12 protein-coding genes are annotated in these 13,954 nt (G+C 37.7%); 8 read left to right on the top strand and 4 right to left on the bottom strand.

All coding sequences use genetic code 11. From position 1 onward, the window contains the following. Positions 1-10 precede the first annotated feature (10 nt). Both OR571_RS21505 and rnjA read left to right on the top strand, forming a co-directional pair. Positions 11-220 carry a DNA-dependent RNA polymerase subunit epsilon gene (locus OR571_RS21505; protein WP_142537582.1) on the top strand — a complete coding sequence of 70 codons (210 nt, stop codon included), beginning with the start codon at positions 11-13 and terminating at the stop codon, positions 218-220. A gap of 4 nt (positions 221-224) precedes the next feature. Continuing rightward, positions 225-1,892, top strand: a complete 1,668-nt coding sequence (rnjA, locus tag OR571_RS21510; protein ID WP_282245903.1) for a ribonuclease J1 — start codon at positions 225-227, stop codon at positions 1,890-1,892. 53 nt (positions 1,893-1,945) lie between these two features. Here rnjA and OR571_RS21515 read toward each other — a convergent pair whose 3' ends face one another. Next, positions 1,946-2,605, bottom strand: coding sequence for a potassium channel family protein (locus OR571_RS21515; protein WP_282245905.1), 660 nt, complete (start codon positions 2,603-2,605; stop codon positions 1,946-1,948). Positions 2,606-2,692: 87 nt separating this feature from the next. Further along, the gene (locus OR571_RS21520) at positions 2,693-3,133 is read right to left on the bottom strand and encodes a TlpA family protein disulfide reductase (protein ID WP_282245907.1); all 441 of its coding nucleotides are present in this window, start codon (positions 3,131-3,133) and stop codon (positions 2,693-2,695) included. Positions 3,134-3,299: 166 nt separating this feature from the next. Between OR571_RS21520 and OR571_RS21525 the strand changes: the two genes are divergently transcribed. The 6 genes from OR571_RS21525 (at position 3,300) to OR571_RS21550 (ending at position 9,293) form a co-directional block, all read left to right on the top strand. Then, positions 3,300-3,842: a helix-turn-helix domain-containing protein gene (locus OR571_RS21525; protein WP_282245909.1), complete on the top strand. Its 543-nt coding sequence runs from the start codon at positions 3,300-3,302 to the stop codon at positions 3,840-3,842. 335 nt (positions 3,843-4,177) lie between these two features. Next, positions 4,178-5,284, top strand: a complete 1,107-nt coding sequence (locus tag OR571_RS21530; protein WP_282245911.1) for an ABC transporter ATP-binding protein — start codon at positions 4,178-4,180, stop codon at positions 5,282-5,284. Further along, the gene (locus OR571_RS21535; RefSeq protein WP_282245913.1) at positions 5,274-6,095 is read left to right on the top strand and encodes an ABC transporter permease; all 822 of its coding nucleotides are present in this window, start codon (positions 5,274-5,276) and stop codon (positions 6,093-6,095) included. Before OR571_RS21530 ends, OR571_RS21535 begins: the two co-directional genes overlap by 11 nt. Beyond that, entirely contained in the window at positions 6,082-6,885 is an 804-nt protein-coding gene (locus tag OR571_RS21540; protein WP_282245915.1) for an ABC transporter permease, read from the top strand. The genes OR571_RS21535 and OR571_RS21540 overlap by 14 nt, the downstream gene beginning before the upstream one ends. Next, positions 6,882-7,955 (top strand): ABC transporter substrate-binding protein, encoded by a 1,074-nt coding sequence (locus OR571_RS21545; RefSeq protein ID WP_282245916.1) that lies wholly within the window; start codon positions 6,882-6,884, stop codon positions 7,953-7,955. The genes OR571_RS21540 and OR571_RS21545 overlap by 4 nt, the downstream gene beginning before the upstream one ends. 150 nt (positions 7,956-8,105) lie before the next feature. Continuing rightward, on the top strand, positions 8,106-9,293 hold the full coding sequence (locus OR571_RS21550; protein WP_282245917.1) for an MFS transporter: 1,188 nt from the start codon (positions 8,106-8,108) through the stop codon (positions 9,291-9,293). Between the two features lie 315 nt (positions 9,294-9,608). Here the strand turns inward: OR571_RS21550 and OR571_RS21555 are convergent, their stop codons facing one another. Further along, a complete protein-coding gene (locus tag OR571_RS21555) occupies positions 9,609-12,209 on the bottom strand; it encodes a VWA domain-containing protein (RefSeq protein ID WP_282245919.1) in 2,601 nt (866 codons plus the stop codon). Then, entirely contained in the window at positions 12,193-13,950 is a 1,758-nt protein-coding gene (locus OR571_RS21560; protein ID WP_282245921.1) for a vWA domain-containing protein, read from the bottom strand. Before OR571_RS21560 ends, OR571_RS21555 begins: the two co-directional genes overlap by 17 nt. Positions 13,951-13,954: the final 4 nt, after the last annotated feature.

The raw sequence follows: 13,954 nt of genomic DNA on the forward strand, positions 1-13,954 counted from the left end.
AGAGTATAATATGATTTATAAAGTTTATTATCAAGAGAATGCATTGGAAGTTTCAGTTCGCGAAAACACGAAAAGCTTATATGTAGAGGCAGAATCTGAGCGTGAAGTACGTTCAATTCTAAAGGATCGCAATTATAATATTGAACTAATTCAATTGCTTGAAGGTAATCATTTAGCATACGAGCAAGCAAGCCCGAATTATAAAGTAGAGAAGAGATAAACATATGAAATTTGTAAAAAATGATCAAACTGCTGTTTTCGCCCTCGGCGGACTAGGTGAAATCGGCAAAAATACGTACGCTGTACAATTTCAAGATGAGATTATTTTAATAGACGCAGGGATTAAGTTTCCCGAAGATGATCTATTAGGTATTGATTATGTTATTCCAGATTACACGTATCTAGTGAAAAATGTAGACAAGATTAAAGGATTATTTATCACTCATGGCCACGAAGATCATATCGGTGGTATTCCTTATTTATTGAAACAACTAAATGTTCCGGTATATGGAGGAAAACTTGCACTAGGTTTACTGCGTAACAAGTTAGAGGAGCACGGCTTACTTCGTCAAACAAAAATGCATGTGATTGAAGAAGACGACGTAGTGAAATTTAGAAAAACAGCAGTTAGTTTCTTCAGAACAACACATAGTATCCCGGATGCTTTTGGTATCGTTGTCAAAACTCCACCAGGTAATATTGTGCATACAGGTGATTTTAAATTTGACTTTACGCCAGTTGGGGAGCCTGCTAACTTAACTAAAATGGCAGAAATCGGTCGTGACGGGGTTCTATGCTTACTATCAGATAGTACGAATGCAGAAGTTCCGAATTTCACTATGTCCGAACGTAAAGTCGGCGAAAGTATGGATTCTATTTTCCGTAAAGTGAATGGACGCATCATTTTCGCTACATTCGCTTCCAATATTCATAGACTTCAACAGGTAACGGATGCAGCTGTGCAACATGGCCGCAAAATCGCTGTTTTTGGTCGAAGTATGGACAATGCGATTACAATCGGTCGTGAGCTTGGCTATATTACAGCTCCTAAAGAAACATTTGTAGATGCGAGTGCGTTAAATCGATTACCTGCCAACGAAGTGCTTATATTATGTACAGGCAGTCAAGGTGAACCAATGGCCGCTCTATCTCGAATTGCTAATGGGACACACCGTCAAATTCAAATTCAACCAGGCGATACGGTTGTATTTTCTTCTTCACCGATTCCAGGAAATAGAGCAAGTGTCAATCGTACTATTAACTTACTATTCCGTGCAGGTGCAGAAGTAATACATGGTTCCCTAAATAATATTCATACATCAGGTCATGGTTCTCAAGAGGAACAAAAGCTGATGTTACGACTTATGAAACCAAAATTCTTTATGCCAATCCATGGTGAATATCGTATGTTGAAAATTCATACGGAACTTGCCGTAGATTGTGATGTATTACCTGAAAATACTTTCATTATGGAAAACGGTGATGTGTTGGCATTAAGTGCAAACGAAGCGCATGTTGCTGGACGAATTCCATCTGGAGATGTGTATATTGATGGTAGTGGTATTGGAGATATTGGGAATATTGTTCTTCGAGATCGTCGAATCCTTTCTGAAGAAGGACTAGTAATTGTTGTTGTAAGTGCAGATATGGAAAGAAAGAAAATTGTTTCTGGTCCTGATATTATTTCACGTGGATTTGTGTACATGCGTGAGTCGGGGACGATGATAAATGAAGCTCAACAGATGTTAAACAAGCATTTAAGGTTCACTTTACAAGATAAGCCTGCTGAATGGGCTGAATTGAAAAATGAGATTACTGATGTTCTTAGCCCTTATTTATACGAAAAAACAAAACGTCGTCCAATGATCTTACCGATTATTATGGAAGTTTAAACGTTTTATCCATATAACAAAATGCCAGAGGGATTTGCTTCCTCTGGCATTTTTTATGACAAAACTTTCTTTTCAAATCGGTTAATATCAACATCTGCACCAATCATAATTAGTACATCATTCAACTGAAGATTTTCATCTGCCGGCGGTGAAACATTGATACTATTTCCACGCTTGATAGCTACGATATTAATGCCATATCTTGCACGGATATCTAAATCAACTAATGATTTTCCTGCAATTTTTTCGTTCACTTTTATCTCCATAATCGAATGCTCATCAGAAAGCTCTAAGTAATCCAGTACATTTTGCGACAGGATATTATTCGCAATACGAATTCCCATATCTCGTTCCGGATGCACCACTTGGTCAGCACCAATCTTACGTAATACTTTTTCATGGTAATCATTTTGTGCTTTTACCGTAATTTTCTTTACGCCAATTTCTTTTAACATAAGCGTTGTTAAAATACTCGATTGGATATCGTCACCAATTGCAACAATGACATGTTCAAAATTTCGGATGCCAAGGGATTTTAATACCGTTTCATCTGTCGTATCCGCCACTACCGCTTGTGTAGCAATTGTAGCATACTCATCTACTCTTTCTGTAGCTATATCGACAGCCATTACATCTGCCCCTTGATCGATTAACTCCCGGACGATACTCCCACCGAATCGTCCTAAACCAATTACTACAAACTCTTTTTGCATAATAGTGCCTCCTGCTTACTAATCGGATGCACTTAGTTTACCATACCATTTCTAAAAATAGATACTTCATTCGCGAATCCGGTATCACTAATCTTTCATTAAAAGGATTAACCTTTTTTCTAACATCCTAAAACCGCTTTCTCCCGTTTGTACGTGACGAAGCAATCCCTTCTTATCAAACAGATAAAAAGATGGAACAATTCGATTTTGAAATTTGTCAGAAACAACTAAATCGTGATCTAGGTATATGGAGTTCGTCATACTCATTCGTTCAGCCTTTTGTTTTATAAGAGTATTATTTACATCTTCTTTTGTTATTGGCATATGAATGCCAACTAACTGAAATTTATCACCATATGTCTTTTTCCATCTATTTATAATCCCGTAAGTTTTGTCGCATAGATGGCAACTAATAGACCAAAAGTGTATTAATAAAGGTACTTCCCCAATTAATTTTTCTTTCGTTACACTTCCGTTCAACCATTCCATGTCACTTGAAAACTCGGGTAACTCCTCTCTTAAACGCAATGGTGTCTCCCCTTTTCCTTTTCGTCCATAGCTAGTGTATGCGTAGCGATAAAAACAGAACGGGACAAAAACCATTTTTTTTTGAATTTATATGAATAAGTTGTTAAAGTAAACTTAAAGTTGTGTTAAAATAAACTTTGTTTTTCAAGGGAGGAGGGGAACAGTATTGCAAATTGGAAAGAAGATTAAACGATTACGACTGAAGAAAGGTTTAACCCAAGAAGAATTAGGGGAAAGAACTGATTTAAGCAAGGGCTTTATCTCCCAGCTAGAAAGAGATATAAACTCCCCTTCCATAGAAACACTTTTTTCTATTTTAAATGTACTTGGCTCTAAGCCTAGTGACTTTTTTGATGACGAACAAGTGCGTACTAAAGTCGTTTTCGAAGCTGCGGAACAAACAATTTACATAGATGAGGAAAAAAACTATCAGCTTCACTGGCTCATCTCTGAGTCCAATGAAAATGAAATGGAACCAGTCCTCATCACACTAGGTCAAAACGGTCAATTTAAACAATTTGAACCTTCCCTTTCCGAAACGTTTATATATGTTTTACAAGGTCGCGTCGAATTAATACTCGGAAAGCAGCAATACTTTGCTTCTAAAGGTGAATCTCTCTACTTTGAAGCAGCTGATGATCATTTATTAAAAAATGCGGCGGATGAAGAAACACAAGTAATTTATGTCGTAACAAATTCTTATTTATAAGAAATGCGGAAGCGCCTATGTTAGAGGAATACAGTCTAAATTCACGACATCGTCTCGAAACGACTGCATGACCTGCTTCGTGCAGGCCTCCGACAGGCAAATGTGAAAGGAGTAGGTCTGCAAAGTACGCCACATCCTGTGGCAAAGCAGACATGACCCGCATCGTGCGGACCCAGGAGGCAGCTCCTCAGCCACCACAAGCGATTTTGTTTGCGACGAGCTTTGCGCAGGAGCAGCTATTTCACATTTGACCCCGAGGGGTAAGGCGCTGCAGCTGGACAAATACTAAGTAAGAAAGCCTTCCTTTCTTACAATACACAAATTGGAGGTACATTATGTCTGAGACACCTATCATTCGCTTTGAGAACGTCACCAAATACTATGATGCTGAAACAACCGTGTTAACGGATATTAACTTTGAATTAGAGCGTGGTAAATTCTATACGTTACTTGGTCCATCCGGTTGTGGGAAAACAACCATTTTGCGATTAATCGCAGGATTTATGCAGCCTTCTAGTGGAAATATTTATTTTAATGGAAAACTAATCAATAATGTTCCTGCAAATGAACGTCAAGTTAATACAGTTTTCCAAGACTATGCACTATTCCCTCACTTAAATGTGTTTGAAAATGTAGCATTCGGTCTTCGTATAAAAAGACTAGGAAAAAAAGAGATTGAAGAAAAAGTGTTAGAGGCACTAAAGTTTGTTAACTTATCAGGTTATGAAAAGAGAGAAATTGTAGAGATGTCTGGTGGTCAAAGACAGCGTGTTGCAATTGCTCGAGCAATCGTAAATGATCCGGAAATCATTTTACTTGATGAGCCGCTTTCTGCTTTGGACTTGAAACTACGTTCGGAAATGCAATACGAGCTTCGTGAGCTTCAACAGCGATTAGGCAAAACGTTTATCTTTGTAACGCATGATCAAGAAGAAGCCTTAGCTATGTCCGATGAAATTTTTGTACTGAATGCAGGAAATATAGAACAAAGTGGAACACCAATGGATATTTACGATGAACCGATCAATCGATTTGTAGCAGATTTTATCGGAGAATCGAATATTGTTTCTGGCACAATGGTTGCTGATTTCCGTGTACGAATTGGTGAAAAAGAATTTGAATGTGTTGACCAAGGACTAAATCCGAATGAAAATGTCGATATTGTCATTCGACCAGAAGATTTAGAAATTACCTCTGTTGAAAAAGGAAAAATGAAAGTAAAAGTAGATACACAATTATTTAGAGGAGTTCACTACGAGCTATCTACGTACGATGACGAAGGAAACGAATGGCTAGTCCATTCCACGAAAAAAGCAGAGGTTGGCGCATTTATCGGACTAGACTTTGATCCTGAAGCAATTCATGTTATGCGTCTGAACGAAACAGAAGAAGAATTTGATAAGCGACTTGAGTCTTACGGAGAAGACGCATATGCAAACTAAAAACACCAAAACATTTTATTTAATACCTTATTTTGCTTGGATAATATTATTTGTCATCGCACCAATTGCTTTAATCGCTTATTACTCCCTTTTTGATTTGAGCGGAAATTTCACATTTGATAATTATAAGAACTTCTTCACTTCTATTTATTTAAAGTTAACACTTAGCTCATTTTGGTATGCATTTCTTATAACGCTATTTTCCTTACTTGTTGCCTACCCAACAGCTTACTTGCTGACAAAAACGAAGCATAAACAGTTATGGTTATTATTAATCATTATTCCATCTTGGATTAATTTATTATTAAAAACGTATGCATTCATTGGAATTTTTGGCTTATATGGACCTATTAACGCATTTTTAAATGTATTTGGTTTTGGAGAAACACAAATTTTATTTACAGACTTTAGTTTTATTTTTGTATCAGTTTATATTTTTATTCCATTTATGATTCTGCCTATCTTTAACGCTTTGGATAAATTAAATCCATCACTGATCGATGCGAGTAGAGATTTAGGTGCATCTAGTTGGACAACCTTTTCAAAAGTCATCTTTCCATTAACGACGAATGGGGTTAAAGCTGGGATTCAAGCAGTGTTTATCCCTTCCCTTTCCTTATTCATGATTACTCGACTAATCGCTGGAAATAAAGTTATTACACTTGGTACTGCTATTGAGCAACAATTTTTAGTTACGCAAAACTGGGGAATGGGTTCGACTATTGCCGTATTCTTAATTATATTTATGGTCATTGTCATGATCATTACCGGACAAAGAGATAAGGGGGCTAATACTAATGGAAAGAACTAGTAAAACAGCGAAACTTTATTTAGCCCTTATTTTCATTATTTTATATGCACCGATTTTGTATTTGATCTTTTATTCGTTTAATAGTGGCGGTTCCATGAGTAATTTCGAGTCGTTTACTTGGGAGCATTATGGTGCTGTGTTTTCCGATACTCGACTGATCATGATTTTGATCAATACAGTCATTGTTGCACTGCTGTCTGCTCTACTCGCAACAATCATTGGAGTATTTGGTTCGCTAGGCATTGTATATATGCGCAACAAGTCTATACGTAATTCTTTGTTATCTTTAAACAATGTATTAATCGTTAGTCCAGATGTTGTCATTGGGGCATCATTCTTAATCTTGTTTACAATGATCGGCGTTAAATTAGGATTCGCATCTGTATTAATCTCGCATATTGCCTTTAGTATTCCGATTGTTGTATTAATGGTATTGCCGAAACTTCAGGAGATGAATAGCTCTTTAATAGATGCAGCAGCAGATCTTGGTGCAACTAAAGGAGAAATATTACGACGAGTCATTATTCCTTTTATTAAACCAGGGATTTTTGCAGGGTTCTTCATGGCCCTTACGTATTCACTGGATGATTTTGCTGTTACTTTCTTTGTAACAGGAAATGGATTTAGTACGTTATCTGTGGAAATTTACTCGATGGCACGTGCTGGTATTACATTAACGATCAATGCATTATCAGGCATTATCTTTATCGTGACATTATTCCTTGTAGTGGGCTATTACTTCATTAGCCAAAGAGGGAAAAACCCTGTAGGAATGGGGGTAAGAAAATGAAAGACATCGTAAGAGCAGCACTTACTATCATTTTCGTTTGTATCGCACTGTTTTTTGTGAATGACCTATTAGATAAGAATTCAGGAAAAGCTGGTAGTGATACCGTAACAATCTATAACTGGGGAGAATATATTGATCCAGATTTAATAGCCCAGTTTGAAGACGAATCAGGTTATCGTGTAGTATACGAAACGTTCGATTCGAATGAAGCAATGATGACAAAAATTGAACAAGGTGGGACTTCTTACGATATTGCAGTTCCATCTGAGTATGCAATCGAGAAAATGAAAGAGCATGATTTACTACTTCCGATTGATCACTCGAAGATTCCTAATTTGAAAAATATCGATCCATACTTCTTAGATTTATCGTTCGATCCCAAAAATGAGTTTTCTATTCCCTATTTTTGGGGAACTGTAGGTATTGTTTTCAATCCTTCCTTACTGGATGGTCAAACATTTGATAGCTGGGACGCACTATGGGACCCTTCCTTAAAAGGACAAGTGTTGCTAGTAGACAGTGCTCGTGAAGTTATTGGAATGGGGTTAAATAGCTTAGGCTATTCTCTAAACTCTACCAATGAAAAAGAATTGCAAGAAGCTTCTGAGAAACTAAACAAACTTACACCGAACGTAAAGGCAATCATTGGAGATGAAGTAACACAGCTTATGGTAAACCAAGAAGCTGCTGTTGCTTTGACATGGTCTGGCCAAGCTGCAGATATGATGTGGGAAAACGAAGAACTTGACTATTCTGTTCCTGAAGAAGGATCTAATTTATGGTTCGATAATATGGTTATTCCTAAAACTGCAGCGAATATAGAAGGTGCTCATGCATTTATAAACTTCATGTTGGATGCTGAAGTAGCCGCTCAAAATGCAGATTATGTTGGTTATTCCATACCAAATGCAGCCGCTGTGGAATTGATGGATGAAGAAGTTACATCAGATGAACGCTTTTATCCTACCGAAGAAACAAGAGATAATTTGGAAGTTTATAATAATCTAGGTCTTGAAATGCTTGGAGTTTATAATGAGTTATTTTTAAAGTTTAAAATGGGAACAAACTAACAGATAGAGTTGCCTTCAACCGGGCGGCTCTATTTCTTATTTTCCAAATTAACAAATATTAATTTTTCGTGTCGCGAAAGTTTTTATTATCTTTATAATATGGTAGAATCGATAGACGCATACTAAGTATTTTAAGAAAGCAGGAATCATATGGCGAAGAAACCATCACAATTTGCACTATATATATTGATGTTTAATATGTTTATCGCTATGGCAGGAATTGGACTAGTTATTCCCGTCATGCCGCAGTATCTAGAAACGTTTGGCGTAGCAGGTCAAGCGCTAGGATTTATCATTGCATCATTTGCTTTAGGACAGTTTTTATTTTCACCATTAGCGGGTGATCTATCCGATACTTTTGGACGTAAAAAACTTATTATTGTTGGATTAGTTATTTTTTCAGCTTCTCAATTTTGGTTCGGCATGGCAACTCACGAATGGATGTTATATGCTGCACGCTTTATAAGCGGTATTGGGGGGGCTTTTTTAATCCCCGCTACGATGGCATTTGTTGCCGACATTACCTCTCTTGAGGATCGCGGAAGAGGAATGGGCTTACTTGGAGCCTCGATGTCTTTAGGATTCATGATAGGTCCAGCGATAGGCGGATTTTTGGCAAAAGTTAGTTTAACTTTTCCTTTTTATATGGCTGCTATTGCAGCAATTCTTTCAGCTGTAATTTCTTTTGTCATTTTACCGGATATCAAAAATGCGATTTCTGTAAATCCTGAGATGAAGAAAAAAAGAGAAAATATACTTGTTCAAATGAAAAACTCGATCAAAACTCCCTATTTTATGATGCTCATCATTATTTTCGTATTCTCTTTCGGGATTGCAAATTTCCAAACAACTTTTTCTCTTTACGTAGATCATAAATATAATTACACTCCGCAAGATATCGCTATTGTATTAACGGTTGGAGGATTTGCCGGTGTTATTGTGCAAACCTTAATTGTTAATAAATTATTTAAACGATACGGTGAATTGAATGTAATTTTAGTCAGCCTTGTCGGTGCAGCATTATCCTTATTAGCGTTTTTCTTAGTAGACGGTTTTGTGCTAGTATTGTTAATAGCTACTATATTCTCAACAGCAACTACTTTAATCCGCCCTGCTGTTAATACAGTCGTATCGAAGCTTGCCGGAGATGAACAAGGGTTTGCAGCTGGGATGAATAATGCGTATATGAGTTTAGGAAATATGGTTGGACCAGCACTTGCAGGAATGTTTTTTGATATTAATATTAACTTTCCTTTTGTCATAGGTTCTTTCATTTTACTTTGCTCTTGGGGAATCACTATTATTTGGATTAAGAGGAAAAGACCAGTTATTGCTTAAATTTAATAGAGTAAATGAAGCGAGCAGAAAGTGATTATTTCACTTTTCTGCTCGTTTTTATTGACGAATATGTGTAGCGATTTCCCTAAAAACCTCCGCCCATATTAAGACCCTAGCCGAGCATAAATCAATGCCATACGAGCCCCCCTTCACCCGTATTAAAATATTTCCCTCTTAGAAAAGCAACAAACACCCGAAGCAAATACGCTCATTTGCATCGGGTGTTTTTCATTTGGTTGCTTAAGTAGCAAATTTGGTTGCTCTCTACTTCAAATTGATTGCTTTCAATCCTAACTAGTTGCCCTTAACCATTTACTACCTTTTCTTTTTTCCTTTCACAAGCTTTTCCACATAACTGGTACTAGCCGTGCTCTCTACCATTTTCTTTTTCTTGCCTTTTATATTAAATGGTGCGAGTAATTGTCTAAAGCCAAATCTTCGAATCGTAATATCGATGAAAAACAATAGGATTGCCGCCAGGATGAGCATTTGCTGTATCGATTGTCGCTCTGAGCTTTTTAAATCGATTGTTCGGAATACTTCAGATGCATCGGTAAGCATTTTGCCGCCCGCTCGATTTGCAATCGTTTCTAGCTTATTTGTATTTGGCTTTTGTACTTTGTATTCTTCACTATATGGAATAGAAATACCAGCTTGATAAACAGCATCTTCCTCATTGGACACTCGGAAAAATACAAGACCTGGATCACTTTCCACCGTTACACGTGATTTACCTGGTGCAAGTGGTTCGGATGAAACTGGTAGCTCTTCCCCTTTTTCATTTACTGCTGCTACTTCTAGAAAAGAAGATTTCCCCGAGGGATCTGTTACTGTGTAACTACCATCGCTGGCTTTTTGAATCGTAAAAGGTACTTCGCTATAAGCTGGTAACAGACGGGATACCGCAGTGTTCCAAAAGTCTCCCCAATGATTCCATCTAGCAAAATCACCGCTCCATTCCCCAGTAGAATCGGAAGTGAACGCCATTGTTCTTCCTAGTCCATACATCCACTCTATAAGCACTGGATCTTCTTTTTCACTTTCGGCAATAATGGATGCCGTTTGCTTTGGTGTAGTTGCAATATATGCGTTCATTTGCGGTACTCCATCTGTAAACAAACTTGTCCAAGCAGCATCGCCATAAATAATCGGATAGAATGGATTATCCTCGATATAGGTTCGGGAAATCATCGCCGTCTCCGTAGACATAATGGCTGGGATAGTCGATTCATCCGCTACATCGTAAAATGTTCCTCCGCCCATTTCGGCTAAACTTTCAAGTAGCGCTCGATCGGCATCTTGCCCAACCGCTACAGTTGTAACGGTGATTAAATCTTTGGAGCCTTCTTCAATTAATGTTTGGTAATCGCCACTTGAAGCGGATTGTCCATCTGTCAATAAAATGACATGCTTACGTTGTAACTTTAAAGGTGCCAAGTTTTCATAAGCTAATGCTAAACTCGAGTAAATTTCGGTTCCACCGCCTACTCCAACGGATAATATGGTGTCTAATGCTTCTTGCTTATTCGAAAGAGGTGCCGTTTCGATTATTTCCCAAGGACGATCATCAAATGCGATAAATCCAAGATTATCCCCTTCTCGAAGCATTTCGACTGAACGAGCTGCCGCTTCTTTTGCATATTCGAATTTAGAACCACTCATACTGCCTGAACGGTCCATTACGATAACTAAACCGAGCGATGGCATCTGGTGTTTTCCTTTAATCTCCATCTCAACGGGTAATAATTTTTCGATAGGCGTTTTAAAGTATCCACCTAACCCAAAACTATTTGTTCCTCCGACCATCATAAAGCCGACTCCGAAGTTTTTCACCGCTTGTTCAATTACGGTCATTTTTTGTTCGCCTACTGCATGGCCTGGTACATTATCAAAAATAATCGCATCGTACCTTAAATAATTCGAGAGATCAAACGGCAGTGCACTTGTATCTATCACATCCGTTTGAATGGCAGCTTGGTCAATGACAGTTGGAATATTAGAGCGATTTCCATCATGTGTGACAACTAAGAGATGAGGAGAACTTTCCACATTTGTTACACTTGTCAATTTATTGTTCTCGATTAATCCATCGCCACTCACGACAACTTGAACTTCATATTTTAATAAACCTTCTCCACTAGAAGCATTCCTAAACGTAAAACTATTCGCTCCTTGTTCTAGTGTTATTTGTTCACGAGATAATAATTGATCGTTTTCATATAGTAGTAGTTCACCAGTTGTATTAGTTGTCGCCTCTAACTTGACATTTAGTTGTTGCTGCTCCCCTTCAAATGCAATTGGTGGTGTTTCAAATGAAGTAATCGCAACATCCTCAGAAGAAACTCGTTCAAGTTGTACGACATCAATCGTCACGTTTCCACCAGTAATTTTCACTAGCTCATCTTGTACGGAGCCACTCGTTTCCAATCCATCTGTGAAAAGGACTATCCTTGTCGCTTTCGATGGTTCTACAATTCCGGTTGCTAATTGTAATGCTCTTGCTATATCTGTGTTACCTGGCGCTTTCATCGGTGTAAAAACAGGTAAATTTACTTCCCCTGCAGTTAAAGCCACCTCCGACTGGAAGTCTTCCGCAAATGTGTACACACCTACGAGCTGTGTGTTTTTTCGCGATGATAGACTTTGTTCGATAAACGAAGTCACCTGGCTGTCTGTTCCTTGTACAGAAGCAGATCGATCGACTAAGAAAAGCACCTGTTCCTCTTTAATAGGCAATAAAAGATAAGGATTAGTTAACCCTAAAATTAAACAAAAAATAGCAAGAAGGCGAAGAAAAAATACCACTCTTCCTTCTTTTCGAAAGACTTTCTTCTCTTTTTTCCATGTCCACATAAAATAAATAAGAATAGGAACTAGTAACAATAGCCAAAGTGGTTGGTCAACTCGTAAATCCACGTCTTCTTTGCACCTCCCACTCTATGACAAATAATAACAGCAATAATAGTAAGATATATGGAACAAATGAATGTTGTGAATAATTTTCACTCATTTTTATTTGCTCGCCGCTTACTTTGTATGTTTCTCCTTTTTCTATTTCTTTTTCTTTTTGAGATAAAGCAACAGAAAAGTTTTTTTCAATGTCATTGGAACGAAGAACGTATAGCCCCGGTCTCTTCGGTGCTATAAAGGCTCCACCATTTTCGATAGAATATTGATAGGAATCCTCCATCGTGTAAATTTCCCATTCATTTACTGTACTTCCTAGTGATTGTGGTCTTCTTTCATTAGGCGTAAACGTGCCTAAATACGTATTCCCAGCAGAAAGCTGTTCCTTTACGCTCCACATAAAGAGTGGGAAGGAAGGATGAAGCGGCCAATCGGTCATTTGGATATCCGCTAATACGACAATATCTCCTCTAGGAGATACTTGTATGAACGGCTCATCTCCCACCGTTGCAATCGTTGTATAGCCTTGAATTTCCGGATAAACACTACTCACATAAATATCAGATAAATTAGCGAAAGAAAAAAGCGCATGTTCACTTGTTTGTACTCCACCATTTACTTCTATTGGACTAATGTCGTTTCTTCCGATGAATAATGCAGGACGTTCTAGTTGATCTACTAGACCAAACTGATTTGTGACAACAATTCCTTCTTCCGTAAGTAGTCCTATTTGTTCAGTTGGTACGCTGCTTACTTCAATATCCATTGACTGAAATGCAGTTCTCACTAGCGCATGTAGCCCACTATCGACAAATACGGTCGATAATTGGTCCTGCATAAAAACTGTCATCGTATTGTCTAATGCATATCCATCATTTGCATGAAGGGATGCCTTTAAAAAAGTCGATTCCGCTAGTTCATCAAATGATAACGTAATTGTTTCATTTGGTGGAATGGTTACGTTTTCTTTCAAAAGCTCCTTTTTTTCATTCGCTAATACAAGTGCGGTTGTTTGCTCGTTGTTCGATTGATTTTCTAATTGGATTAATGCAGAAATGCCCATATTTGTTTTAGTTGCACCGAATCGTTTAATCGAAAGGTTCACTACTTCTGACGTTAGTCCTTCAACTTGCCAAGTTACATTTTCATATTGCAAGGGGAGTTCCTGTCGATCTAGTACGTCTGTAAAAACATAAACGGAGGTCGATAAATTTTGAAAAAATGATTGGGCAATATCCAAGGATTTTGATATATTTTCCTCTTCATAACTGACTTCCAATTTTTCAATCTCGCTTTTAATTTGATCGATATTCGTTTCCGCACGCAGTACCACGGTCGGTTCATTGCCAGTTGTAATGATGGTGAGCGGCTTGCCAGACAAGCTTTCTGCAAGTTGTAACATTTGTTTTTTATGTGTGTCGAAAAGAGTGGTTTCGTTTGTATTTACTTCCATCGATGCAGAAGTATCCACGATAAACACAATTTGTTCCCCCGCTAGTGCCTTCGTTTTCCAAAAAGGCTGAAGTAAAGCAAAAACAAGTAAAATCATCGCGATCATTTGTAAGTAAAATAAAGCATTCCGCTGTAAATGCTGCAAATAAGGAGATGCTTTTGTTTCTCTCATTATTTCTTGCCAAAAAAGCGTAGAGGAGACAGGTTGCTTTGTATATTTTTTTCGAAAGAAATAATAAAGTAATACAGCAATCGGAAAAATAGCAGTCCATAAAAATAGTAGTTGATTAAAACCCAAGTAA

The organism is Psychrobacillus sp. NEAU-3TGS (assembly GCF_029955155.1).
Lineage (GTDB): Bacteria > Bacillota > Bacilli > Bacillales_A > Planococcaceae > Psychrobacillus.